The following is a 24,594-nucleotide window of genomic DNA, read 5'->3' on the forward strand; positions in this document are numbered from 1 at the left end:
GAGGCACATTGTCGTATCTTTGCGACTCCTCACGTCCCGGCAGGTGCCCTGTGCGTCACGTTCTTTGTTTTGCCTCGCTGCTCGCACTCGCCGCGTGCCGCCCCGCGACCCAGCCCGCGCAGAGTGAGTATCTCTTTCTCTGGGCCGGCGACTCCGCCGACAAAGCCACAGACTTTCTCGCGGTGATCGACGCGAATCCCGCATCGGCCAAGTATGGGAGCGTCGTGACCACGCTCCCCACCGGAGTGGCGGGCACGCAGCCGCATCACACCGAAGCAGAAATGCCCCTCAATCGACACCTCCTGGCGAATGGGTTTCACGCCGGGCGCACTTGGCTATTCGACCTGACGGAGCCGACAAAGCCCAAGATTCTCACGGAGTTTGGCGATCGCGCGGGGTTTAGTCATCCGCACACCTTCGTGCGCCTGTCGAACGGCAATGTGCTGGCGACCTATCAGTACAAGGCGGACTCCGCCACTGCCTCGCCAGCGATGAGCACCATGCCGATGGGCGCCATGAAACCGCACGCCGTGGACGTCACCGGCGGGCTCGTGGAAATGGACGAGCGTGGTACCGTTGTCCGCAGAGGTGCCGCGGCGGACAGCGCGATCCCCGACAAGCTGATTTATCCGTATAGCGTGATTGCGATGCGCGCCGTTGACCGCGCCGTCTCCACCACCACGAACATGTCGCATGACGACAAGATCTCTACCTCCGAATGGGTGCAGTTCTGGCGCTTGTCCGACCTGAAGCTGCTCCAGAGCATCGCACTCAAGCCCGGGCCGCGTGGCGATGAGCACAAGTTCACGGGCGAGCCACATCTCCTGCCCGACGGCAAGAGCGTGTACATCCACACATTCAACTGTGGGTTGTATTTGTTGCGTGGCGTGGAAAGTTCGGCGCCTACCACAACGTTTGTGAAAGGTTTTGAAGGCACGGGCTGCGGCGTACCGGTCCTCACGGGTCACTGGTGGCTACAACCGGTGCCGGCAGCGCACTCGCTCGTCGCGCTCGACATTTCCGATCCCGAGCATCCGCGCGAGGTCTCGTCTGTTTCGTTTGGAGTTGACGAGGAGCCGCACTGGATTGCCATAGACCCCACGGGGACGCGCGTGGTGTTGAACTCCGGCGGCTGGGTCGCCAACGGGTTCTCAAAGGGGAATAGACTCTTCGTGATCAATTTCGATCCAACAACCGGCACGCTCGCTATTGATGCGCGATTCAAGGATGCGCAGAGCGATCGGCCCGGCCTGACCCTCACTGGCCGGACGTGGCCCCACGGGTTTACCGGTACGGCCGTGCCACACGGGACGGTGTTCTCTCGGTAAGGGAGCGTCCCCGCCGAGCGATGGCTCGCTCGGCGGGGTTTCCCTATGGGCGCGGCGCTCGCGTTTCGTCCCAATGTTGGCGTACGTTGTGCGTATGGAACTCTCCCAAATTCCGTTCGGCACCACCAACTGGGCTGAGGTTTCGCCAACCGAGCATCCCGGCGAAACCGGCGTTGCACTGTGGCGCACGCAGCAGTTCGGCACGGTCCGCGTGCGCATGGTTGAGTACTCCGCCAACTACCGTGCCGATCATTGGTGCTCCAAAGGCCACATCTTGCTCTGCCTCTCGGGGGAGCTTGTGACGGAGTTGGCTGACGGCCGTAGCTGCACACTCACGCCCGGCATGAGTTATCAGGTGGCGGACGGTGCCATGGCGCATCGGTCGGTAACGGCGGCGGGCGCCACGTTGTTTATTGTGGACTAATGCAGCGCGACCGGACGCCGTATGTCCGGCCCGATCTTCGCTCGAGGGAATCATGTTGATCATTCGGTACGTGTACAATCTGCTGGTACTCGGTACCGTGTTGTATGCGTTGCGCAGGGGCTATCTCCGTCGGCGCCCGTACTGGTCTCGTGCGTCGTGGCTTCGCTTTGGCGCAACGTGCGGCGTGTGCATCGTGATGATCGCCGTATTCCTCGTGGATGCATCTGGCAGTCACCCAGCGTGGGTAACGAGCGCTGATCGGCGATCCTATTGGATAGTGGGCATGCTCGCGCTAATGATGGTTGGCGCAGGCGGTCTCTCAGCGGCGATCGGGTGGTTGGTCGTCGGAGAAGCTGCGCGCCCATTTCCAGGAGTGCGCGACCAGAATCAGCTCAGCCGCTAACGTCCCCTCAATGGCCTGATTACGGCCGTTTCGGCTTGCGGCGTCACCAGGAAATTCGTATGATCGCCCGTTCATCCCCCCGAGGAGTTTCCGTGGAACGAGCCCCCAAGTGGTTTGTGCCGGTCGTTGTGATTGCGTTGTTGTGGAATCTGATGGGCTGTGCGGCCTACCTCAGCGATGTGATGCTGTCACCCGAAGCGTTCGCCAAGATGAGCGCTGCGCAACAAGCTGCCTACTCCACACGGCCCGCCTGGTCGGTGGCTGCAACGGCGGTTGCCGTCTGGTTTGGTGCGGCGGGATGTGTCGGCCTGCTGATGCGCAAACGGTGGGCAACGCCGGTGCTCATCGCATCACTCATTGGGGTGATTGTGCAGGATGTGTCGCTCTTTGCGTTGAGCAAGGATGCGGGACAAGCTGGGACGGTTGTGATCGCACTGCAGGGGTTGGTGTTGCTGGTCGCGGTTGCGTTGGTGGTGCTCGGAAAGCGAGCGGTCGCGCGCGGATGGAGCGCGTAGCGGAACCATTCATGCATCGCGTGATTAGCCTAGCCGATAGTATTGACGCGTTTACCGGAACACGGGGAAGGGTAAAGTCGTGACCCAATTCCAGCGATTCGCTCCGGATATTCAGCTCTTTCACGTTCGATAAACACCGCCACCGCTCAGGGGCACTATGTCCAGCGACGACCGTCACGGAAGCGCGCATGAACTCTCTCGCCGTACGCTGCTCGAGCGCGGTGCGGCGGCCGCGGCGTTTTTTGCGATCCCCGCTTCGCTGCGAGGCGATGTGGTGCGCGGTTGGACCGCCGCACGGCCCTACCTCGACGCCGCTCAGCGTGCAGAGCGATGGATTGCGCGCGCTGCCGTGAAGGGCGCGGCCGGCACAACATGGCCCGCCGATCCCGCTGACGCAAAATCCATTCAGAGCAATCTCTACAGCGGTAGCCCGGGCATCGTGCTCTTTTACCTTGAGTTGCATCACGCCACCGGCGACGCCGCATATCTCGCACAGGCACGCGCCGGCGCTGACTACCTCATGGCAACCCTTCCCTCGTCCGCCGCATCACTCGGCGACGAAGGCGCAGGGCTCTACACCGGCGTGGCGGGCATCGCATATGTGCTGGAACTCACGCGTCGCGCCAGCGGTGACGCGCGGTACGCCGAGGGCGTGGCGCGCGCTGCCTCGCTCCTGAAGAGCGCCCTTACGCCGATGGGCGCCGGAGCGGGATGGAATAACTCTACCGACATCATCTCCGGTAGCGGGGGCATTCTGCTCACCCTCCTCTGGCTGGGGCAAGCACGCGGAGAGTGGCCGGATTGGCGCCGCGACGCCGTGAAGGTAGGCGCGCGTCTCGTGGAAGTGGCCCAGCCAGAACATGGCGGACTCAAGTGGTCCATCTCCACCGACATGCCGCGACGCTACCCCAACTTCTCGCACGGCACCGCCGGCGTCTCGTACGTGTTGGCCACACTGTACAAGGAAACAGGAGAACGGCGCTTCCTCGACGCCGCGCTTTCGGGCGAGCAGTACCTACAAGCGATCGCTACACGAACCGCGCAAAACGGAATGAAGATTCTCCATTCCGAGCCCGGCGGCGAGCAACTCTTCTATTTGAGCTGGTGTCATGGCCCAGCCGGCACGGCGCGGCTGTATCGCCGTCTCGCGGATGTCACGGGTGATACGAAATGGCTCGACACCATTCCTCGCCTCGCCCAAGGCATCATCGACAGCGGCGTCCCCGATCAACACCCGGATGGCGCCGGCTATTGGAACAACATCTCGCAGTGCTGCGGCAACTGCGGCATCTCGGAGTTCTTCCTCGACTGGCATGCCGCCACAGGCGAGCCGCGCCATCTGACTTTTGCGCAGCGCGTAGTGGATAACACGCTGCAACGTGCCACGCCCGACGGCAACGGACTCAAGTGGATTCAGGCCGAGCATCGCGTGCGCCCCGAACTGCTCGTGGCGCAAACGGGATTGATGCAGGGCGCGGCTGGTGTGGGGCTCGCACTGCTGCATCTGGACGGCGCACTCGAAAAACGTGCGCCGCGCGTTCAGCTTCCCGACACGCCCCGCTGGCGCTGACGCCCGTCAGCCGCCCCAGATCTCGCCGAGCACGCGCTTGAAGTTGCCGCCGAGGATGCCTTCGATTTGCGCGTCGGTGTACTTCCGTCGCGTGAGCCCCTCGGTGAGATCAAACATCCGTTTGGGGTGGTCTACCCCCTCGATGTCGGTCTTGGCGCGGAATCCATAGACGGCCTTGTAGCCGGCCTGGATTGCTTTGATCTGATCCGGCGGGAGCGCGTCATACCCGTGAAGATCCATGTCGCTGCCCACGCCGAGGTGTTCTGGGCCGGTGAGTTTCGCGACGTGATCGAAGTGATCGAGCAGGCTTTCGATAGTGGTGGGCTCGCTCCCCTTCACGAACATGCGCACGCCGGTGATGCCCATGACCGAACCAGCCTTGCCCATGGCTTTGATGACTTCGTCGGGCTTGGTGCGCGGGTGGCCACTGGCCAGCGCGCGGGCATTGGAGTGCGTGATCAAAACTGGTTTCTTGGAGACTTCAAATGCGTCGAGCGACGTCCGGTCGCCGCAATGCGATACGTCAACGGCCATTCCCACGGCATTCATTCTCTCCACAATCGACACGCCAAAATCAGAGAGCCCTTCATCCCGACGCTCGGTGGAACCGTTGCCAATCATGTTGCGCGTGTTGTACGTGAGTTGCGACACGCGCTGCCCGAGGGCGTGAAAGGCTTCGACATCCTTGGCCGTGCGGAAATGCTCGGAGTTTTGTAAGCCGAGGAGCAACCCGGCGCGTCCGCTTTTTTTGGCGCGGTCGAAGTCGGCGGCGGTGTCGATGCGAGCGAACCACTGAGGGTGGCTCGCAATGAATCCGTTTTGCAGCGCGAGGTATCGGTAGCTGTCCTCATACGCTCCTGGGCCACCCATGCCCACCGCGATATGAAAGGCGGAGATCCCTGATGCTGCGAATTCCGCCGCGTCAGCCGCCGTGAACGAGGCGGGCTTGCTCAGCCATTGCTCCATCTTCGGAAAATTCAAGGTGATCGGACTCAGCATGTCGATCACCGTCGCCCGTTTCATCAGGTCGATGGTGCGCGCGGAGTATTCAGCGCCGCTCCACGGAAAGAGAGTAAAGCGGCCGCGGTTGAAGGCGGGAGCAACGGCGAACGCACTAGCGGCAAGGAAGGAGCGGCGGCTGAGCATAGAAGATCCGAAGAGAGAAGAAATGCGTTAGCGCACAACCGGTCGGCGGACCGGCTTGCCAGGTAGCGCTTCCAAGACCAGCGCGCCCGCACGAATCACCGGCGTGCCATTCACAATCACATGACGCATCCCTTCGGAGTGCGCGTTGGGAGCGGTGAAGGTGGCCTTGTCGGTCACGGTCGCGAGATCAAACACGACGAGATCGGCATCCTTGCCCACCTGCAGTCTTCCCTTCTGCTTCATTTGCGGCACGCTCGCTTCAATAATCTGCGCAGGAATGAGCGTCACTTTGCGCAGCCCCTCGCGCAACGACACCTTTTGCCGTTCGCGCACATAGTCACGCAGAAATCTCGTGAAGGTGCCCGCGCTGCGGGGATGCGCAAAGGCGTCGGCCGGCAACGGCCAAACATTCTCAGTGATCGTCTTTCCGTTGGACGTCCAAGGCATAGCATCTGATGCAATCGCCCCGCCGGGAAAGAGCACGGCCTGATCGAGCAACGCCTGGTCCGTGGCACTTTGATCCGGGCGCATGAAGTGCACCACGATCCACGATCCAGGTGTTTTGGCCTGCGCTTCCGTGAGTGTTGAATCGTTGTACGGCTTTCCACCGAACTCAATGTCGCTCGCCTTCGCGCCACCCATCCGTTCGCGCCAGTTACCGCGGAATATCTCGGCGCCAACGACCGTGCTGCCGGCGGCATACGGATAGGCTTCCGTTGTGATCGGCAATCCGCGCGCCTGCGCTCCGCGAATGAGTTCGGCGATGATAGGAATGTCGCGCGTGCTATTGCTATTGAGATGGCTGATGTGCATCTGCGCGCCTGTCGACGCGGCAAGCGACACCAGTTCTTCAAACGCCTCGAACGATGACTGCGGTTCGATCACGCTCAGGTAACGCACATGCGTGTACGTGGGGACGTTGTATTTCTTGGCCAGTTTGGCGACTTCGTAGTACTCCTTGCGTCCGTGCCCAGGGGCGTAGCCAGCCAGCACACCAATCCCGAGCGCGCCTTCCTTGAGGCCCTGCTCTACGCGAGCCATAATGCGCGCCGTTTCGTCTGGTGTCGCAACCGTGTACTGCCACCCTGTCTTCTTCTGTGCTTCTTGGAAATAGCTGAGATCGCCTGTCGGCTCCATATGTTCTTTCTCAGCGACACGACCAAATAGCCACGAGGCCGAGAACCCATAGTTGATCGGACGCCCCTCGCGCGCCGCGCGGTCGTACGCGGCACCCACCGGCAGAATACCGGCCTCGAGTTCCAGACCGGTCGTGACGCCATCAAAGGCCTGCATGCGCGCCGCGGCGATCTGCTGCCCGTGCGCGTGCAGATCAATGAATCCTGGCGCGACAACGAGACCGCGCGCGTCGAGCATCTCTTTTCCCGTGATCGGCGTCGCGGAGATCGCGGCAATCTTGCCCGCCCGTACGCCAATCCAGCGCACGGCATCGAGGCCGGTTTCGGGATCGATGGCACGGCCGTTTGCAATCACGAGATCGTAGCTGGCGGCGGGACGCCCCTGTGCCGGAAGTGTGCTCGCGACCGAGAGGGTCACGGCACTCAACGCAACGGAGGCGGATAACCGAAATGGGTGTCTGAACATGAAACCGCGCTTTAATTGGTGATGGCACCACTCCAGACCAAACCGGAGTCAGCGACGTATCGCGCGGATACGATGCGGTAGCCACTCCGATTTGGCTAGGGCGCGTGACGGCTTGGCCGGTGAGCCCGCAGCCCTGCGGTTACCTGTTGCCCAGCGCACACACCACAAGCTGGTCGAAATCCCGACGGTAGTCATCCAGCGAGACCACCGTATGCCGCCGTGCGTTGTCGCGGCGGGTTGGCGTAGAAACCGCCGCCAAGCCGACGTCAACCAATGGGGAATACAGCTTCACCAGCCGCTCACCACGACGAGTCACCACCCCGGCGATCGCGTAATAATGGTCGTCGATCAACCCCGCGAGGTCTGCTCGACCGGTCCGCCGAGCGAGGTCGCGAGTGGACGGCGTGCTCGTCACCATGGGGTGTCCTGCCGCAATGCCCTCCACGAGCCGCTGCCAGAGCGCGAGCCGTGAGCGTTTGTTCGGCGTCAGCGTTCGGCTCGGTGTGCCCGTCAACGCGGTGAGCGCAAACCCGCCGTCACCACCCTGATTGACGTGCACGTACCCATGTTGCCACGCGGCAAAGGCTTTCTCAAAGAGCGCCGGCCAAAGCACCTGTCCCCGAGAGCTCGAGCGGAGGCTGCGTCCGAACTTCTGATGGCCGCGCCTATCTACGGGAAACCGCGTGTCAACGCGAATGCGTACGGGCGCGGCCACCCCCCGTTTCCGCTCCCAGAACGTGACGGTATAGGTGCCATCATCGTTCGCAACAATGCCGCGCCGAATCAGCCGCGGGTGGCCGTTTGCGACGGCGGCGAGTGACGAGAGAAAGTAGCAGTCACCCAAATCGCCTTGGCCAATCTCATAGCCGGAAATACGACCGGCAAAGAGGTCGCCTTCATAGCGACGATAGTGAAGGCCAACAAATCGATGTCCGTCAAAATCCTTGCCGCGCGGCAGCGGCGGCTCGGAGAGCGATACTGGCGTGGGGTGTTCGAAGCGAGTCAATCGTGGCGGCATTGGGGGGTACCTGCGTTGCTATAAAGCTACCACTGCATATTAACCTTTACCGATGCCTTCCCGTGACACCCTCACCGCACTGCTTCGGCAGCTGAATCCGGTACTCCATCCCGGAACGTACGTCTTCGCTACGGTGGCCCCCGACGCGGCCCTCAGCGTGCACGAGATTATTGCGTCGGTGCAAGAGCCGGAAGGGCGCTCCGTCATCGTCGAATCTGCCGTGGCGCGACGGGAAAAACTCTCGGCTCGCTTTCCCTGCGCGTGGATTACGCTCACCGTCAACTCTGACCTTGCGGCCACTGGGCTCACGGCGGCTTTCTCCGCGGCTCTAGACAGCGCCGGAATTAGCTGTAATGTCGTGGCAGGTATTCACCATGATCACATCTTTGTGCCCCATGCGATGGCGCAGGCGGCGATGGGAGCGCTTCAGCAGCTGCAGCTCGGCGCGAGCCACGGCACGACGACGAATCCTCTCGAATAACGATCACCTTCTGCCCGACGAGGACATGCATGCTCGGCACCAACTCGACGTCTGCTGACCAACAGGCCGCACGCCGAACCGTGTGGACCTACCTCGTCCTTACTGTAGCGTTCAGTTCCATCTTCTGGGGACTCATCATCTCCGCCGGCACGCTTGGCGTTCGCGGCGGACTCTATGTGTACTTGCTCATGTGGTCACCCGGCGTTGCGGCGCTGGTGACGCGACTCTTCTACCAACGCAACGTGCGCGGCGAAGGATGGGGGTGGGGCGGCACACGATGGCAGCTGTTTGGCTATTTCTTGCCGATCGCCTACGCGACCGTCGCCTATGGCACCGTCTGGCTCGCGGGACTCGGCGGCATCGGAACCTTCAAGAATAGCCTGCCGATGTTCATCATCGCGGGATCAATACAGAGCTGCCTTTCCGCACTCGGCGAGGAACTCGGCTGGCGCGGTCTGCTGGTTCCGGAGCTCGCCAAACTCACCACCTACACCCGCACGTCGCTCATCAGCGGTTCGATCTGGGCGCTCTGGCACGCACCGCTCATCCTGTTCGCGGACTACAACAGCGGCACGCCAAAAGCCTTTGCCCTCCTCTGCTTTTTCGTCATGGTGGTGGGCATATCGTTTGCGTTCGCGTGGCTCCGGCTTCGCTCCGGGAGCGTGTGGACCGCGATGCTCCTGCACGGCAGTCACAATCTCTGGATTCAGAGCTTCTTTGATCGCGTGACGGTGAATACCGGTCGTACCGCATGGTTCACTACGGAGTTCGGCGCGGCCCTCGCGATCGTGTCGGTGGTGGTCGCGTACCTGTTCTGGCGTCAGCGGAACAGCCTGTCGTCGGCGGTGACGTTGTCTGCTCTCCCCGCGCAGTGAAGGCGAGCGGGGTCGGCTGGGCGCCGAGGTGAAGTAACCGGTCTGCGTCGGCCTACCGCGCTGCGTTCCCCTGACAGAAGCTCGTATCAAGTAACCGGCATCGCGCACTCGGATAACGTCGCGAACGACCTGACGTCTCACTCTCCGACGGCGCGCTCGTGCCGTGATCCGTGCGTCACGCAATCGCCGACCGCTTGTTCCCAACCAGCGAGAGCACGGTAGATTCTTTTCCCGTAGATCATCCTTCTGACCAGGACGCTCTCGTGGCCATCCCGCTCCCAACCGTCTCGCCCGTCGCACCGAACGTTCGCGTCTGGCGCACGTTGCAAGCGCTCTTCTGGCTGGTCGGCTGCGTCATCTTCACGAGCCTGATCTTCTTTCCGCCGCTCGGCCTGACGCTCCTCTGGAACATCCTCATTCCCGTGGCGCCGATGCTGATGGTGGTCGCCGTCGGCCTGTGGCGGAATGTGTGCCCGCTCGCGAGCGTGGTGCTCTTCCCGCGCCATATGGGATGGTCGAAGCAGCGGATTATGTCGCCACGCACACAAGCCAAGCTCGGGCTGGTCGGTGTCATGCTGTTGTATCTGATCGTGCCCATGCGTCACGCGATGTTGAACACCAACGGGCCGGCCAGCGCTATGCTCATCACCGCACTCATCGTGGCGGGATTCGTCATGGGAACGCAGTTCGAATGGAAGAGTGCCTGGTGCTCGTCGCTCTGCCCCGTGCATCCGGTCGAAAAACTCTACGGGTCCAATGTGTTTGGCGCCATGCCCAACGCACACTGTGATCAGTGCATGAACTGCGTGGTGCCCTGCCCTGACTCCACGCCGAATATGACCCCGCGTCGTCCGAGCAAGAACGCGTATACGCGCGCCAGCGGTCTGCTGATCGCCGGCGGACTTCCGGGCTTTGTGTGGGGATGGTTCCACGTGCCCGACCACCTCGGCATTTCCGAAATCGGCGATCTACTTCGTGTGTATCAGATGCCGGTCGCTGGGCTGGTAGTCACTCTCACCCTGTACGTGGCGCTCCTCCGGCTCAAGTTCGCCACCGAGCCGTGGCTCACGCGCATCTCTGGAACAGCGGCCGTATCCTGCTACTACTGGTATCGTATTCCGTCGCTGCTTGGGTTCGGTCAGTTTGCCGGAGATGGACGGCTCTTCGATGCCCACGGCTTGATTCCTGACTGGGCACCGCTCGCGATGACGCTCGCGTCCACCGCGTTCTTTGCCTACTGGTTGCTCATTCGCAAGCCGAACGAGAAGAGTTGGGTGGTCCGGCCCAGCTACGCTGGGCGGGCAGCGTCGGAAGATCGGGTGTAATGTCGGCGGCATACAACAGACCCTGTCGGGGCTATCGCGTGAGCTTAACACCAGATCAATTTCAGTAAGGCTGACTTATCAGCCTGAACGAGGTGATGTGTGTTACCGACAGGAGCGCCCTCCGACCATGACTCCACAATCTGACACCACCCATCCGAACGCCGAAGCATTTCCCCACGGCGTGAGCGGCCCCGTGCTCCGCGCACTCGCGCACGCAGGCATTCGTTCGATGGCGCAGCTCGCGCAGCGCACCGAAGCGTCGGTGGCCGCGCTACACGGCATGGGGCCGAAGGCGATTCGCATCCTGACCGCTGGGCTCGCGGATCAGGGAAGAAAATTTCGGCGCGATTAACACACGCGCGCCGATGACAGCACATCATATCACAGGGCGCGATATGGCGGCCGCAGGCACGGTGGCCGCCGCGTGACTCCCACGCGGTGGAATATTCCCAACGCTCTCTCCGCCGCGCGACTCCTCGGCGTGCCGGTGCTGTTCCTACTCGTGGATCATCGGCCGGTCACGGCATTCGCCACACTCTACGCGATCCTCGGGCTCACCGACTATCTCGACGGCAAACTCGCCCGCGCCTGGAACCAGACCTCGGCGTTCGGCTCGATGCTCGACGCCGTCGCCGACATTGCCTACTACGTATCCACCGCGTATTTCGCCGTACGGCTCTTTCCTAACTACGTCACGCCAAACATTCCATACATCGTTGGATGTCTGGTGCTGTACTTGGCGCTAGTTTTTGTGTCGAAGGCACGCGTCGGTCGCATCGTCCTGCCGCACACCCATCTGAGTCGCGCGGCGGGCGTGCTGGTCGTGGTGACGCTGTTTGCGTCCTTCCTCATCGACACCACGTGGGCCTTTCGCGGCGTGATCGCGCTCTACGGAATTTCATTCGTGGAGCAGATCGCGATGGTGTGGCTGTACGGCGACGTACCGCTCGACACCCGCAGCATCCTCTGGTTGCGGCGTGGCCGGTCGCACGCGGCGACCGGCGCACGCCCCACCTAGTCGCTACGCCGGAACTTTCGGCAGCGACGACAGCGCTTCGGCCACCAGCTCTTTGGGATACTCGTAATCCTGCAACTGCCCGCGGTTGTAGGCCTGATATGCCATCATATCGAAGTGGCCGTGACCGGAGAGATTGAACGCAATCACTTTCTTCTCACCCGTCTGCTTACAGACCAGCGCTTCATCGATCGCAACACGAATGGCATGTGCGCTCTCGGGCGCGGGAATAATTCCCTCGGCCTTTGAGAACTGCACGGCCGCCGCGAAGGTCTCCAATTGATGGACCGCGCGCGCCTCGATGTCGCCGTTATGCACGAGCGCGCTCACGCTGGGCGCCATGCCATGGTAGCGCAGGCCACCGGCATGAATGTCGGGCGGCATGAACGTGTGTCCGAGCGTGTGCATCTTCACGATGGGCGCGGTGCCAGCGAGGTCGGCCCAGTCGTATGCATAAACGCCGCGCGTCATGCTCGGGCAAGACGCCGGTTCGACCGCAATGATCCGACTCTTCTTCCCCGCCGTCAGATTCTGATGGACAAACGGATACGCAAAGCCGGCAAAGTTTGAACCGCCACCGGCGCACGCAATCACAAAGTCTGGATACTCGCCAGCCATTTCCATCTGCTGCAGCGCTTCTTGGCCGATCACCGTTTGATGCATCAGCACGTGGCCGAGCGACGAGCCGGCCGAGTATTTCTTGGCTCCGCCGCTCATAGCCACCGTCTCAACGGCTTCTGAGATTGTAAGGCCGAGCGTGCCGGCATTTTCGGGGTCTCGCGCCAACACCGCGCGGCCCGCATGCGTGCGATCGGTGGGGCTCGCATACACCTGCGCGCCGAAGTTTTCCATGATGATGCGGCGATACGGCTTCTGCGTGTGACTGATCTTCACCATGAAGACTTCAAGGTCGATATCAAAAAAGTTGCACGCCATCGCCATCGCCGATCCCCACTGGCCAGCACCAGTCTCTGTGACCATCGCCTTGGTGCCCGCTTCCTTATTATAGAACGCCTGCGCCACCGCCGTATTGGGCTTATGCGATCCCACGGGGGACACGCCTTCGTACTTGTAATAAATGTGCGCGGGTGTATCGAGCATCTTCTCCAAACGCACGGCGCGCAGCATCGGCGTGGGCCGCCACAAGCGATAGATGTCCCGCACGGGTTCGGGAATATCGATATAGCGCTCGGTGCTGATTTCTTGCATGATCAAACTCATGGGCAACAGCACGCCTAAGAAATCAGGCGTGACCGGCTCCATCGTGCCTGGGTGCAGCACCGGCTGCGGTGGCACGGGCAGGTCAGCGTTGATGTTGTACCACGTCTTGGGAATCTGATTTTCGTCCAAGAGAAACTGACGCCGTTCGCTCACGGAGCATCTCCTTACCAAACGGGGGGACGGTCGACGTCGTGCGCCGAACGTGGGGCTCATGCCATGCCGATGCTACCTCGCTGACAGTCGCCGTAGTGCGGTAGTATGTAGAGTTGCCGGTGCATACGCTAGCAAACATCGTATAGTTTGGACATCAACAAAAGTTCGCCTACGAACAAGGTGTCCTAAAAAGGGCCGTCTACCGCAGACGGCCTCCGCGCACGTTTCCGCTGAGGGAGGGCAGCTGTGACCAACATGACCGAATGGCTACAGTCTGTGCGCCTCGCGGAATACGCGGCGCTCTTTGCCGAACACGAAATCACGCTCGACGTGCTCCCGCATCTCACCGAGTCCGACATCAACGGACTCGGCTTGCCCATCGGTCCGCGCCGTCGACTGCTGGTGGAAATTCAGGCGCTCGCCGCTGCCGCTCAGCCGGCGGCGATCGTCGAGCGTACCGCGCCACTCAAAGAACTCGACTCCGCACCAAGCAGCGCCGAGCGGCGCCAGCTCACGGTGATGTTCTGCGATCTCGTGGGCTCTACGGCACTCGCCGAACACCTCGATCCCGAAGAACTGCACGCGCTGATGCAAACGTATCGCGCCGCCTGCGGTGCCGTCGTCGCACGCTATGAAGGACATGTGGCGCAGTATCTGGGCGACGGCTTGATGGTCTACTTCGGTTGGCCCGTGGCGCACGAAGATGACGCCGAACGCGGGGTGCGCTCGGCGCTGGAAATGGTGGAGGCGGTGCGGCAGATTCGAGCGGCGCGTCCACTCGCGGTGCGCATCGGTCTCGCCACTGGCCAAGTCGTCGTGGGCGATACGAGCCAAGACAACGCCGAAGCGAGACTCGCCGTGGGAGAGACGCCGAACCTGGCGGCACGCCTCCAAGCACTCGCGGCACCGCACGAAATCGTCATCGCGCCCACCACACGCCGCCTCGTGGTTGATGCCTTTGACCTAACCGACCTCGGCGCGCGCGAACTCAAGGGAGTCGCACAGCCGGTGCCGGTGTGGCGCGTGGATGCCGCTCGTCGCACAGAAGGGCGCTTCAAAGCAGCGCACGGTGGTATGCAATTGGCGCCGCTGGTAGGTCGTGAAGAAGAGAGCACCCTGCTGGAGCGCCGCTGGCGTCAGGCGAGCGCCAACGATGGGCAAGTCGTGCTGATTGGCGGACAGGCCGGCATTGGCAAATCGCGACTCACGCAAGGATTGCGCGAGCGCATGACTGGGCCCTGCACCGAAATCCATTACCAGTGCTCGCCCTACCACCTCAACTCGCCGCTACATCCGTTTATTGAGCAGATCGAAGGCGCGGCGGGCTTTGCGCGCGACGATGCCGCGGAACAGCGCCTCAATAAACTGGAAGGGTCGCTCGTAGGTGACGCGGCCCAGATTGCGCAAACGGCCCCCTTATTGGCCGCTGCACTCTCACTGCCGGTGGATCGCTATCCGCCGTTGGCACTCTCGCCGCAGAAGCGGAAAGAGAGAACGCTCGAGGCAATCGCTGGGCAAATCGAAGCGCTCGCGTTGCAGGGCCCGGTGCTGATGGTGGTGGAAGACGTCCACTGGATTGACCCGACGAGCCAGGAATTGCTCGAGCTACTGGTGCCGAAGCTGCGGCAGCTTCCCGTGTTGCTGGTGATGACGCATCGACCGGAGTACGTGCCCGTGTGGGCTACGCACCCCAACGTGACCAGCATCACGCTCAACCGACTCGGGCGAGCCCAAGGGGCGTTGCTCGTCGGCGCCGTCACCTCTGGCCGCGCCCTACCACCAGACGTGCTCGACGAGATTCTGGCGCGCACCGACGGTGTGCCTCTGTTCGTGGAAGAGTTGACCCGTTCGGTGCTTGAGTCGGGACTGCTACTTGAGGACGGCGATCACTACACGCTGCAGGGGCCGCTGTCCGCGTTGGAAATTCCCGCCTCACTGCGCGACTCGCTCATGGCGCGCCTCGACCGACTCGGCGCCGTCAAAGAACTCGCGCAGATTGGCGCGTGCATTGGACGGGAGTTTTCGCACGATCTACTTGCCAGTGTCTCGCCGTTGCTTGCCGAGCCGCTCGCGGCCGCACTCGAACGTCTGGTTGAGGCCGGGCTAGTGACGCAACGCGATGTGGCGCCATTCGCGACCTACACGTTCAAGCACGCCTTGGTGCAGGACGCCGCTTATGAATCGCTGCTCAAAAGCCGGCGGAGCGCACTGCACGCGAAGATTGCGTTTGTGTTGGAGCATGAGTTCGTCGATCGTGTGAACAACACCCCGGAGTGGCTCGCGCACCACCACACGCAGGCTGGGAATCTCGCCCCGGCCATTCCGCTCTGGCGCAAAGCGGGCACCATGGCGGTCAGCCGCGTAGCGCTGAAAGAAGCCGTGGCGCACTTCCAGAACGGGTTGTCGCTGATTGATCAGTTGCCGCCGTCCGAAGAGCGCGATCGACTGGAACTCACAATCCGCGAACCACTCAACGCCGCGTGGACCGGTTTACGCGGTTGGGCCGCCGCCGAGGTTGGCGTCAATGCGGCGGCGATTCTCAAACTCGCCGAGAGTCAACGGAATGCGCAAAGTGTGCTCTTGGCCATCTGGTGGGTGTGGACGAGCACAATCACGCAGGGTCGCATCGCTGACTCGCTTCCGTGGGTAGAGCGGCTGGTCGCGGAGGGGCGAGAGTCCGATGACATCGACCTCAAGATGTTCGGCCATGCCACGGCGATGGTGCAGTACTTTCTGCACGGCGACCTGCTCGAGTCGCGCGCGGAAACAGATAAAGCGCTCGCACTACACGACCCGCGTCGTTCCCAGCGTTGGATTCAGCTCACGGGGCACGATCTTCGCACCTTCGTGGAAGTGTACGCCTGCCAGCTGATCTGGATGCTGGGCTATCCGGAGCAGGCGGAGCGGATGAGCGAAACGAGCACGGCGCATGCGCGCGCCGACGGCCATGCGTTTGGGCTTGTATGGGCGCTCACCTTCAGCGCGTACGTCTTTGCGTATCGTCGCGAGCCGGCGCGGTTTATGGAGCGCGTGGATGAAGCCGACCGCCTGGCGCGCGAGCAAGGGCTCGCGTTCATCTCTGAGGTTTCCGCGCCACAGGCGCGCGGGATAGCCGCGCTCCAGAATGGTGAGTTCAGTGACGCCATCGTGCTCCTGCGACGCGGGCTTGAACGGTGGACGAGAACCGGTGGCAATGTTCGCGTGCCATTCGTGAAGTCTGCGCTGGCGGAGGCGGTGGCGCGTCAGGGCAACCTCGACGCCGCGTTGGAGTTGATCGACGAATGCCTGGCGCAGATCGATCGACAGTCGGGACAGGAGCGGTTGTGGCTCGCGGAAGTCTTACGTCTCAAGGGCTGGATGCTGATGCGCCAAGAGCGATACGACGAAGCCGAGTCGCAGTTGCGCGCGTCCATTGACTGCGCGCATAGCCAGCATGCCAAGTCATGGGAGCTGCGCGGCGCCACGACGTTGGCGGGATTGATAGCAACGCAGGGACGGCGCGACGAAGCGCGCGCCATTCTTGCCCCCGTTTATGCGTGGTTCACCGAAGGCTTCGGCACCAAGGACCTGACGGAGGCAAAAGCCTTACTCGACGAACTTTCCTCGTGAGGAATGTGGGTTGCGAAGTAACCGTCTAGCGGTAGATTCGCGGAATCACGGAAGTCTTCTCGCTCCCCCCGCATATCACTTCCCCTCAGGAGTCGTGAGTTATGAGCAAGAAATCAGGGTCCCGCACGTCTAAGCCGAAATTCGACCCTCGTATCGTCAAGGCGCACAAAGCGTACGTCAACGCCATCAACTCGAACATTACTTCTCGGGTCATGGCCTGCTACGACAAAGACGCGCAGGTGATGCAGCCGGACGGTCCGCTCGTGCACGGTCACAAGGCCATCGAGAAGTGGGTCGCGGGCTACTTCAAAGAATACAAAACGCACTGGGACAAAGTTTCGAAGCTCATCTGGGTGGCCGGCGACTACGGCTTTGACCAGGGCGTCGACTCGGCGGTGGACATTCCCCGCAACGGCGGCTGCACGCAGCGCTATACCGTGAAGGGGCTGCTGATCTACAAGCGTCAGGCAAATGGGGAGTTCAAGGTGTATCGCGACATCTGGAACTTCAATTCCGTGCCGACCTTTACGCGCGGCTAAGCCACGTGGGTCCGCGCTGGCGCGCCGAACGGCGCCCAGCGCGGAGTTTGACCGCCCTCCCCCCTCGCACCAGGCACGGCAATGTCCTCACGTAGCGATCGCCACGTTCTCCGGCCAACGCCGGCGACCGCGGCCCAGAAGTCCTTGGCCGCCTCGAAGAACGCTGGGAGCAAAGCTCGACTGCCCAAGCTCCCACCCAAGCCGGAAGAAATGACGTGGCGTGATTATCTCATCATGCTCCTGCATATCGGCGCCGAGCTCGAGCACGCGCTCATGGTGGAGTACCTCTACGCTGCATACTCGCTCGGCGGGGACGATGCCGCAAAGCACGACGACCGCGTACGCGAGTGGCGCGACACCATCCTCACCGTGGCGCGCGAAGAAATGGGGCACCTCATCACGGTGCAAAACCTCCTGCTGCTTGTTGGCGGCCCGGTGAGTTTTGAACGGCGCGACTATCCGTGGAGCAGCCCGTTCTATCCGTTTGAGTTTCGTTTGGAGCGGCTCTCGCTCAAGTCGCTCGCGTGCTACGTCTACGCGGAGATGCCTCGCACGCTCGTCACACCCGCCGACAAAAAGGTCCGGCGCGATGTGGTGAAACTCGTCGGCCCCGACGCCCCCACGGTGGGCGAGATCTACGATCGTATTATTGAAGTGATCGGCAATGAAAAATTGATTCCAGATTCGATGTTCAACGCGGACTCATACGCGTTTCAGTCCACATGGGACGAGTGGGGACGCGGCTACCGGCCGCCGAACCACCAGCCGTATGCCAAGCATCCAGAAATCCCGCCGGCGCACGAGCGCAAGACACGCGTCATCGTCACGCAAATGGCGACGCGCACCGAAGCACTCGACGCGCTCCGTGACATCGCCGGACAAGGAGAAGCCGAGCATCTGCGCTCGGATGCGAAGATGGAAGAGTCGCACTTCGATCGCTTTGCGCGGATCTTCCGCGAGTATCAGGCCATTCTGAAGAAAGACCCCAAGTGGTCGCCGAGTCGCCCGGTGCCTGAGAATCCGTACGCGGGCGAAGCCGAGTATGCACCAGAAGGCACGACGGCCGTTTCGAATCCGGCCTCGATGGCCTGGGCAAGCCTCTTCAACGTCCGCTATCGGATTCTGCTCTCGCTGCTCACGTACACGTTCCGTATTCCCCGAGACGCGCCGGAGTCCGCCAAGCTACGGCGCGCATCCATGCTGGCTCGCACCTTTGGGGAGATGTACAACCTCAAGGCGGTCGCCGGTGTGCTCGTGCGGTTGCCACTCGCTGGGCCTAGGGGCGTGAAACGGGCGGGGCCGCCCTTCCAACTCCCCTACACGCTCACGCCTCCGCTACCGGAAGCGAACTATTGGCGCCTGCATCTCGATCTGCTCGACGCCAGCAAGGAGCTCGCCGAGAGTTTGCTCGACTCCAAGCGACACCACACAGCAGACGCGCCAACAGACGGCACACGGTATCTGCACGCCATGCTCGAGGCCGACCACGCGTCGAGAACGTGGATTGAAGGCATTCTCGCTGGCATCGACTTCAGTCGGAGGTTGCTCGCATGACCATTCGCGAACTTCGCATCCTCCCCCCGCTCGCCATCGGCCGCCTCGGCTCGGCGAGCAAGCCGCTCGACAACTTCACGATGGAGACGAACCACGACAAGCCGTTGGGGTTTCGTCGCATCGTGCCTGCCGAAACGCTGCACGTGGACGAGAAAACGGGAGAGATCAGTCACCAAACGATCCCGACGTCGATCGAATTTAAGACCGTGCACGGAAAAATCCGCCCGGTCGCCCCGTTTATTGAAGTGTGGGCGCGGGTCGACGACTCCACGACATTCGTTCCCCTCACGCTCGACCTGCTCAAGAAGCACGGCGCAACTGCAAGCGACATTGCCTGGGATGTGACGGTCGGCAACCGCAAGGTTGAGCGTCGCACGGGTCATGCAGGCGACCGCGTCGAGGCCGTCACCGGCTCGTTCTCTGATCACGGCAAGCAGCCGCTCACTGGGCACAGTCCGCATTTTCTCTCAAAGAAACACACGATCGACTTCGGCAGCGTGCGGTTCATCAAGCCCAATCACGCACACCCCGAGATTCGACTGCGCTTTTCCCCCGCCAAGGGTTTGATCTACGGACCCAAGATCACGGCGAAGGAATTCAAGAAGATGCAGGAGGCGGACCCGAGCGTTCACAATCTCTATCGGGTGCCTGCGAAGCAGGCCGTCTATAACAAAACCAAGGGATGGTGGAAGTTTTCGATTCCGCCCGAAGTGCGAAACGCGGACCCGAGCGTCACCAAGTTCTACAACGAAACGATGCCGCCGGCGTTGTTTGCGATCATCCCACCTGGTCCGTGCTGGCTGAACAACAACGTAGCGGTGAGCCGTGGGTATTTTGACGACGCCTGTGACGGCACGGTGCACGTCAAGCTCAAGGTGGGCGGCAAGAAACTCACGGCCGTTGGGCGGATCGTGGCGGCACCGCCGGCGCTGGTTCCGGATTCCCTCTTTGTGCGCAGCCTCGCCGACGACATTGATCAGGTGATCTTTGGCCCAGACGTCCCAAAGAGCGAGACGGTCGATGTGACGCGGGCCCGCGCCGAGGACATTGTGCGTCGTGCCTTCGAGACCGTGCGCTTTTTGAACGTCGCGGTGATGAATGGCAACCCAGTTCAGGGGCGCGATCCGCTCGACATCGACACCATGCCGGCTGAAGAAGCGTTCGATAACTATCGGCTCATGCGTCCGGTGTTCGCACCGCATTCGGCTGACACGCTCGCCATCATGGGGTTACACCAGCGTGTCTACGCCACCATGCGAAGCGGCGCCGCACCCTGGTTTCCCGTCGTCCTCCGCAAGCCAAACGAGGTCGCCGACTTCACTGACAGCGGCCGCCGCAAGATGCCAGCGTTGATGGCCGGCGCCGACGGCAACTACCTCGCGCTCACGTACCGGCAGATTCAGACGATTCAGGCGGCATCAAAGGCGCCGCTCGATATGCCCAATACGGATATCACCATCGAAGCCGATACGAATCCGGCACGATTGATTCCGCGCAACGCATCCGCTCGGCGCGCCGCCGAAATGCATCACGTGGCCATGGGCAATCCCGTGAGCTCCCGCCCCGTCACGGCCATCGGCAATTGCACACCAGGAATGGAGGTGGACTTCCGCGCGGTGTGGCGCCGCGTCTTTGAGGGCATCGTCCTGCGCGAGTATGACAATCTTGTCTTGGAGTCTGACGACAAGAAATACCGCCACCTGGTGGGCCATCGGTTGCTCAAGGTGGAGTATCAACGGCCGTCGGGGAGTGGAAAGAAATCGCAGGCGTCATTCCTTACGATGACCACGCAGATCGGGCCGAATCCGTACGACACCGCCACCGAGTCCGTAGTGCTGTCATTTGAAGCCAGCCCGGATGGCGTCGCGCCACTCGAGTGGTCGAACCTGCTCGCGTACATGCTGCACGAGCGTGCCGGCAAGACGGTCACCTGCTACTTCAGCGCCGACAACGAAAACCTCGGCATGATCGCGTGGAATCCGAAAGACAAGCACATCAAGATGACGCTCTCCGTACGCGAGTTCTTCGACGGGGACACCGCCATGATCGCGCCCGTGCTCGCTAAACCGGGCGAACTGACGCAGGGGCTCTGTTCTCCCTGGCAGAACGATTACCGCGAGTGCTCGTGCTACTACTGGGCATCGGCGCGGCCAGACTTTGTGAACGTCGAAGCCGCACCCTCCGGAATGGCGGTGGGCGACAACTGGCTGCAGAAGACGCGTACCGGCGAATACGTGCCCGACGATTACGCCGACACGCGACTCGTGTTGTACGACGATCTCTTCAACGAGTGGGAGAAGTGGCTGCGCTTCGCGGTCAAGGGTCAAGACGCAGAAGGTGAGGCCAAGCGGTGAGTGTGATGGGTACGGACGCCGCACCCGTACGGCCTGACGCGCCGTCCGCACGCACTGAGGCGATGAGGCACGAGGGACGATCCTTCATGGACGCCTCGTCGCCTCGTTCGCCCGCGGCGCATCTGCTCAGCTCCGAAGCGGGGCGCCATCTCTTCGTTCCCGATGGAAGCCGACTCTTTGATGCCGACGCGAGCCTGTTCGCGCAGTTCGAGGCAGCCATCGACAGGGGTCACGCCGATGCGCTGCTCGATGACGTGGGATTGCGTGGCACGCCGTTCATTGACGACGAGCCGCTGACGGCGCCACCGCTGCACGCCCTCTCGCTCGCCATCGCCCAGAAGTGCAATCTGGGATGTACCTACTGCTATGCACAGCAGGGAGAGTTCGGTGGAACCGCGCGAAACATGGCACGCGAAGCCGCCGAGCAGGCGGTCAATCTGTTGGTGGGCGGTGCGGAGCCAGGCGCGCGACTGAATCTCGCCTTTTTGGGTGGTGAGCCGCTCGCCAATCGCGCGCTATTACAGGAGACGACGCGCCGAGCGGCGATGTTGGCGGCGGAACGGAACGTGACGCTCGGGTTCTCCATTACGACCAACGGAACACTGGTCACTGCGGCGGACGCCGATTTCTTTGAAGAGTTCGGTTTTGCCGTGACCATCAGCCTCGACGGACCGCGCGAGGCACACGACGCGCAACGTCCATACAAAAGTGGTAAGGGAAGCTTCGACCGCATTATGGCGAACCTCGAGCCTATGTTCGAGAAACAGCGCCGGATGCAGGTCACCGCCCGTGTAACGGTCACGCCGCGCAACATGATGTTGCGGCAGACACTCGATGAGTTCGTCGCCGCTGGTTTTCACACGGTGGGATTTTCCCCGCTCCTGCGCTCGCCCACCGGCCAGGGTGAATTGGAACGCGACGATCTTGAAGTGATGCTCGGCGAGATGATCGATTGCGGCCGGGAATTTGAACGCCGCACCGTGGCCGGCGAACGGTATCCGTTCGCGAACATGCTCAACGCGCTGCGCGAAATCGAACGCGGCACGCATCGGCCCTATCCCTGCGGCGCTGGCGCTGGCTACCTCGGCGTGTCCGCGGAAGGCGAACTGGCAGCCTGTCATCGATTTGTTGGGGACGCCGATGGTGCGATGGGCACGCTTGCAGAAGGAATAGATGCGGCTCGACGCGCCACGTGGCTGAAGGAGCGGCACGTGCATCAGCAGGAGCCGTGCACGCAGTGCTGGGCGCGCTATCTCTGCGGGGGCGGCTGTCACCACGAAGTCATCGCTCGTGGCCGGCCGGCCTGCGACTACATTCGCGGCTGGCTACACTACTCGCTCGGCGCCTATCTCCGGCTCACGCCGTACGGACTCGGATACGACCCACGTGTTCCGCGCGAGGTAGCGTAGGCTGCAATGACGCGCGTCACCACGGAGATCGTCGTCGTCGGCGCCGGACCCGCAGGATGCGTCTTTGCAACGCGAATGGCGCAACTCGGCTACGACGTCGTATTGATTGAGCGCGCGCGCTTTCCACGGTCGCACGTCGGGGAATCATTGAGTCCCGGCGTGATGCCGATGCTCGCGTTGATGGGATCGGCCGCGATTATCGAAGCCGTGGGTTTTCCGCGCGTCAGCAACGTGAGTACAAACTGGGAGGGCACGGAGGCGGTCCGTCACGATCCGCGCGCGCAAGGCATGCTCGTGGAGCGCGGCGCGTTCGATGCTGCCTTACTTGCGCGTGCACACGCGGTGGGGGTGCGCGTGCTGCAACCGGCGCAGGTTCGCGAACACGAGCGCACGCCGAATGGTTGGCGCCTCAACGTGGATGTTCCGGCCGAGTCGATGGAGCTTCACGCTCGTTTTCTTGCGGACGGCACCGGACGTTCCGCTCGATTTGGTGGACGGCGCCGCACGATGGGGCCGCGCACGATAGCAATTCACGGCTACTGGACCGGCACGAAACTTCCGGACCAGCCGCGCATTGAGGCCGGCGAACGTGAGTGGTATTGGGGCGTTCCGATTCCCGACGGGAGCTACAATACGCTGGTTTTTGTAGATGCCGAACGATTCCGCGCGGAACCCGGCGTTCCGCTCGATAATCGCCTCCGCGCGCTACTTGGTGAGTCTTTGCTGATGCGCGATACGCGGGGCGCAATACTCCGTGCGCCCGCGCGCGCCGCCGACGCCACGCCGTATGTCGATGACGACTGCGTCAGCGCGCATCACATCCGAGTGGGTGATGCGGCGCTCGCCATTGATCCGCTCTCGTCTAGTGGTGTGCAGAAGGCCATTCAGTCGGCGCTCGCTGGTGCGATTGTCGTCAATACGTTGTTGCGGCGTCCTGAATCCACAGATGCGGCCCTCACGTTCTACCGCGAAAGTCTTCAGGAGTCCGCCGTACGTCATCGACTGTGGGCCGGTAGTCACTATGCCACTGCGGCCGCGCGTTTTAGTGACGCGTTCTGGCACGACCGCGCTAGCAACGCCGACGTCATGGCGGCGGCACCGAGTATGATGCCGGCCGTCGCGCCAATTGCCGACGACGTACCGCTACAATTGTCGCCGATGACCGTGTGGGACGACGTGCCCTGCCTCGGCGAGCAGTACGTTGAGCGCAAGCGCGCGCTCCGCCATCCGTTGCTCGATGGGCCGGTGGCGTATGTTGGCGGTCAGGAGCTTGCCCCGCTTCTTCGTGAAATGCCGTCGGGGCTCACTGCTCTGGAACTCGCGCAGGTGTGGTCGCGTGCGATGCCGACCAGCGTGGGGCACTCGGTCGCGCGGTGGCTCGTGGGGCACGGAGTACTCGAGCCTCTGACAGACGTCAGCGGTTCTATACGTCCTGCTTCGACGCATACCTAACCTACTGGACGGTGTTATTCGCGCCCCTTCTATATAATGGGGCGTTGACGGTGATGAGCGGCGCGCCCGACGCCAATCACCGAAACAACGACCAGCGCGCATACGCCGTTGCATCCGCCGCGCTTCGCTTCATACTTCCTGAGCCGTACATCCCGTCCACGCACTCACCCGAGCTCGTCATGACCCGCATTCGCATTAAAGCCGGCCCCTTCGAGTTCTTTGGCCAGCTCGAAGAAATCGCCGCGCCGCGCACCTGCGCCCGTTTTCTACAACTCTTGCCCTACACCAACAAAGTCATCCACTCCCGCTGGAGCGGCGAGGCCGTTTGGATTCCACTCGGCGATCTCGACCTTGGACTCGAATACGAAAATCATACGAGCCATCCGTCGCGCGGCGATATCTTGCTGCACCTAGGCAAGTTCAGCGAGACCGAGTTTCTCTTTGCCTACGGCAGTTCCTGTTTTGCCAGCAAAGTTGGCCAGCTCGCCGGCAATCACTTTCTCACAGTGATTGAAGGCACTGAACACTTCGCGGCGTTCGGAAAGCTCGTGTTATGGGAGGGAGCGCAGGATATCGAGTTTTCGCTTGCCTGATCGCACGT

General features: G+C 62.2%; 21 protein-coding genes. 17 read left to right on the top strand and 4 right to left on the bottom strand.

Annotation, left to right across the window (positions count from 1 at the left end; all coding sequences use genetic code 11):
• Positions 1 to 50 precede the first annotated feature (50 nt).
• The 5 genes from NTZ43_14120 (at position 51) to NTZ43_14140 (ending at position 4,240) form a co-directional block, all read left to right on the top strand.
• Positions 51 to 1,328: a hypothetical protein gene (locus NTZ43_14120; GenBank protein ID MCX5768350.1), complete on the top strand. Its 1,278-nt coding sequence runs from the start codon at positions 51 to 53 to the stop codon at positions 1,326 to 1,328.
• Positions 1,329 to 1,422: 94 nt separating this feature from the next.
• Complete coding sequence (locus NTZ43_14125; protein MCX5768351.1) at positions 1,423 to 1,752, top strand: DHCW motif cupin fold protein; 330 nt, start codon at positions 1,423 to 1,425, stop codon at positions 1,750 to 1,752.
• 52 nt (positions 1,753 to 1,804) lie between these two features.
• Positions 1,805 to 2,155 carry a hypothetical protein gene (locus NTZ43_14130; protein MCX5768352.1) on the top strand — a complete coding sequence of 117 codons (351 nt, stop codon included), beginning with the start codon at positions 1,805 to 1,807 and terminating at the stop codon, positions 2,153 to 2,155.
• Positions 2,156 to 2,247: 92 nt separating this feature from the next.
• The gene (locus NTZ43_14135; GenBank protein MCX5768353.1) at positions 2,248 to 2,670 is read left to right on the top strand and encodes a hypothetical protein; all 423 of its coding nucleotides are present in this window, start codon (positions 2,248 to 2,250) and stop codon (positions 2,668 to 2,670) included.
• A gap of 157 nt (positions 2,671 to 2,827) precedes the next feature.
• A complete protein-coding gene (locus tag NTZ43_14140) occupies positions 2,828 to 4,240 on the top strand; it encodes a lantibiotic modifying-like protein (GenBank protein MCX5768354.1) in 1,413 nt (470 codons plus the stop codon).
• Between the two features lie 6 nt (positions 4,241 to 4,246).
• On the opposite strand, the gene NTZ43_14145 is transcribed toward NTZ43_14140, so the two are convergent.
• The 3 genes from NTZ43_14145 to NTZ43_14155 all read right to left on the bottom strand — a co-directional run bounded on the left by NTZ43_14145 (position 4,247) and on the right by NTZ43_14155 (position 8,006).
• The gene (locus NTZ43_14145; protein MCX5768355.1) at positions 4,247 to 5,386 is read right to left on the bottom strand and encodes a membrane dipeptidase; all 1,140 of its coding nucleotides are present in this window, start codon (positions 5,384 to 5,386) and stop codon (positions 4,247 to 4,249) included.
• A 27-nt stretch (positions 5,387 to 5,413) separates the two neighbouring features.
• The gene (locus tag NTZ43_14150) at positions 5,414 to 6,940 is read right to left on the bottom strand and encodes an amidohydrolase family protein (GenBank protein ID MCX5768356.1); all 1,527 of its coding nucleotides are present in this window, start codon (positions 6,938 to 6,940) and stop codon (positions 5,414 to 5,416) included.
• Between the two features lie 187 nt (positions 6,941 to 7,127).
• On the bottom strand, positions 7,128 to 8,006 hold the full coding sequence (locus NTZ43_14155) for a C2 family cysteine protease (GenBank protein ID MCX5768357.1): 879 nt from the start codon (positions 8,004 to 8,006) through the stop codon (positions 7,128 to 7,130).
• A gap of 52 nt (positions 8,007 to 8,058) precedes the next feature.
• Here NTZ43_14155 and NTZ43_14160 point away from each other — a divergent pair, with 52 nt between their 5' ends.
• The 5 genes from NTZ43_14160 (at position 8,059) to NTZ43_14180 (ending at position 11,705) form a co-directional block, all read left to right on the top strand.
• On the top strand, positions 8,059 to 8,487 hold the full coding sequence (locus NTZ43_14160) for an ACT domain-containing protein (GenBank protein ID MCX5768358.1): 429 nt from the start codon (positions 8,059 to 8,061) through the stop codon (positions 8,485 to 8,487).
• 29 nt (positions 8,488 to 8,516) lie between these two features.
• Positions 8,517 to 9,362, top strand: a complete 846-nt coding sequence (locus NTZ43_14165) for a type II CAAX endopeptidase family protein (GenBank protein ID MCX5768359.1) — start codon at positions 8,517 to 8,519, stop codon at positions 9,360 to 9,362.
• Positions 9,363 to 9,625: 263 nt separating this feature from the next.
• The gene (locus NTZ43_14170; protein MCX5768360.1) at positions 9,626 to 10,687 is read left to right on the top strand and encodes a ferredoxin; all 1,062 of its coding nucleotides are present in this window, start codon (positions 9,626 to 9,628) and stop codon (positions 10,685 to 10,687) included.
• Positions 10,688 to 10,814: 127 nt separating this feature from the next.
• Positions 10,815 to 11,039 (top strand): DNA-binding protein, encoded by a 225-nt coding sequence (locus tag NTZ43_14175; protein MCX5768361.1) that lies wholly within the window; start codon positions 10,815 to 10,817, stop codon positions 11,037 to 11,039.
• Between the two features lie 72 nt (positions 11,040 to 11,111).
• Entirely contained in the window at positions 11,112 to 11,705 is a 594-nt protein-coding gene (locus NTZ43_14180; protein ID MCX5768362.1) for a CDP-alcohol phosphatidyltransferase family protein, read from the top strand.
• Positions 11,706 to 11,708: 3 nt separating this feature from the next.
• Here the strand turns inward: NTZ43_14180 and NTZ43_14185 are convergent, their stop codons facing one another.
• Positions 11,709 to 13,076, bottom strand: a complete 1,368-nt coding sequence (locus NTZ43_14185; protein ID MCX5768363.1) for a TrpB-like pyridoxal phosphate-dependent enzyme — start codon at positions 13,074 to 13,076, stop codon at positions 11,709 to 11,711.
• Positions 13,077 to 13,331: 255 nt separating this feature from the next.
• Here NTZ43_14185 and NTZ43_14190 point away from each other — a divergent pair, with 255 nt between their 5' ends.
• From NTZ43_14190 to NTZ43_14220, 7 genes are all read left to right on the top strand, one after another.
• Positions 13,332 to 16,685 (top strand): AAA family ATPase, encoded by a 3,354-nt coding sequence (locus NTZ43_14190; protein ID MCX5768364.1) that lies wholly within the window; start codon positions 13,332 to 13,334, stop codon positions 16,683 to 16,685.
• A 101-nt stretch (positions 16,686 to 16,786) separates the two neighbouring features.
• Positions 16,787 to 17,224, top strand: coding sequence for a hypothetical protein (locus NTZ43_14195; protein MCX5768365.1), 438 nt, complete (start codon positions 16,787 to 16,789; stop codon positions 17,222 to 17,224).
• Positions 17,225 to 17,305: 81 nt separating this feature from the next.
• The gene (locus NTZ43_14200) at positions 17,306 to 18,778 is read left to right on the top strand and encodes a ferritin-like domain-containing protein (protein MCX5768366.1); all 1,473 of its coding nucleotides are present in this window, start codon (positions 17,306 to 17,308) and stop codon (positions 18,776 to 18,778) included.
• Positions 18,775 to 21,132, top strand: a complete 2,358-nt coding sequence (locus NTZ43_14205) for a hypothetical protein (GenBank protein ID MCX5768367.1) — start codon at positions 18,775 to 18,777, stop codon at positions 21,130 to 21,132. Before NTZ43_14200 ends, NTZ43_14205 begins: the two co-directional genes overlap by 4 nt.
• Positions 21,133 to 21,218: 86 nt before the next feature.
• Positions 21,219 to 22,541 carry a radical SAM protein gene (locus NTZ43_14210; GenBank protein MCX5768368.1) on the top strand — a complete coding sequence of 441 codons (1,323 nt, stop codon included), beginning with the start codon at positions 21,219 to 21,221 and terminating at the stop codon, positions 22,539 to 22,541.
• 6 nt (positions 22,542 to 22,547) lie between these two features.
• On the top strand, positions 22,548 to 23,993 hold the full coding sequence (locus NTZ43_14215) for an NAD(P)/FAD-dependent oxidoreductase (protein MCX5768369.1): 1,446 nt from the start codon (positions 22,548 to 22,550) through the stop codon (positions 23,991 to 23,993).
• 179 nt (positions 23,994 to 24,172) lie between these two features.
• A complete protein-coding gene (locus tag NTZ43_14220; GenBank protein MCX5768370.1) occupies positions 24,173 to 24,586 on the top strand; it encodes a DUF3830 family protein in 414 nt (137 codons plus the stop codon).
• Positions 24,587 to 24,594 lie beyond the last annotated feature (8 nt).

The sequence above is a fragment of the Gemmatimonadota bacterium genome (genome assembly GCA_026387915.1).
Classification (GTDB): domain Bacteria; phylum Gemmatimonadota; class Gemmatimonadetes; order Gemmatimonadales; family Gemmatimonadaceae; genus Fen-1231.

Excerpts from the sequence above, each read along its gene's own strand:
- NTZ43_14125 (MCX5768351.1), top strand. The coding sequence starts at position 1,423 with ATGGAACTCTCCCAAATTCCGTTCGGCACCACCAACTGGGCTGAGGTT.
- NTZ43_14130 (MCX5768352.1), top strand. The coding sequence starts at position 1,805 with ATGTTGATCATTCGGTACGTGTACAATCTGCTGGTACTCGGTACCGTG.
- NTZ43_14140 (MCX5768354.1), top strand. The coding sequence starts at position 2,828 with ATGTCCAGCGACGACCGTCACGGAAGCGCGCATGAACTCTCTCGCCGT.
- NTZ43_14145 (MCX5768355.1), bottom strand. The coding sequence starts at position 5,386 with ATGCTCAGCCGCCGCTCCTTCCTTGCCGCTAGTGCGTTCGCCGTTGCT.
- NTZ43_14155 (MCX5768357.1), bottom strand. The coding sequence starts at position 8,006 with ATGCCGCCACGATTGACTCGCTTCGAACACCCCACGCCAGTATCGCTC.
- NTZ43_14160 (MCX5768358.1), top strand. The coding sequence starts at position 8,059 with ATGCCTTCCCGTGACACCCTCACCGCACTGCTTCGGCAGCTGAATCCG.
- NTZ43_14165 (MCX5768359.1), top strand. The coding sequence starts at position 8,517 with ATGCTCGGCACCAACTCGACGTCTGCTGACCAACAGGCCGCACGCCGA.
- NTZ43_14175 (MCX5768361.1), top strand. The coding sequence starts at position 10,815 with ATGACTCCACAATCTGACACCACCCATCCGAACGCCGAAGCATTTCCC.
- NTZ43_14190 (MCX5768364.1), top strand. The coding sequence starts at position 13,332 with ATGACCGAATGGCTACAGTCTGTGCGCCTCGCGGAATACGCGGCGCTC.
- NTZ43_14195 (MCX5768365.1), top strand. The coding sequence starts at position 16,787 with ATGAGCAAGAAATCAGGGTCCCGCACGTCTAAGCCGAAATTCGACCCT.
- NTZ43_14200 (MCX5768366.1), top strand. The coding sequence starts at position 17,306 with ATGTCCTCACGTAGCGATCGCCACGTTCTCCGGCCAACGCCGGCGACC.
- NTZ43_14205 (MCX5768367.1), top strand. The coding sequence starts at position 18,775 with ATGACCATTCGCGAACTTCGCATCCTCCCCCCGCTCGCCATCGGCCGC.
- NTZ43_14210 (MCX5768368.1), top strand. The coding sequence starts at position 21,219 with ATGGACGCCTCGTCGCCTCGTTCGCCCGCGGCGCATCTGCTCAGCTCC.
- NTZ43_14215 (MCX5768369.1), top strand. The coding sequence starts at position 22,548 with ATGACGCGCGTCACCACGGAGATCGTCGTCGTCGGCGCCGGACCCGCA.
- NTZ43_14220 (MCX5768370.1), top strand. The coding sequence starts at position 24,173 with ATGACCCGCATTCGCATTAAAGCCGGCCCCTTCGAGTTCTTTGGCCAG.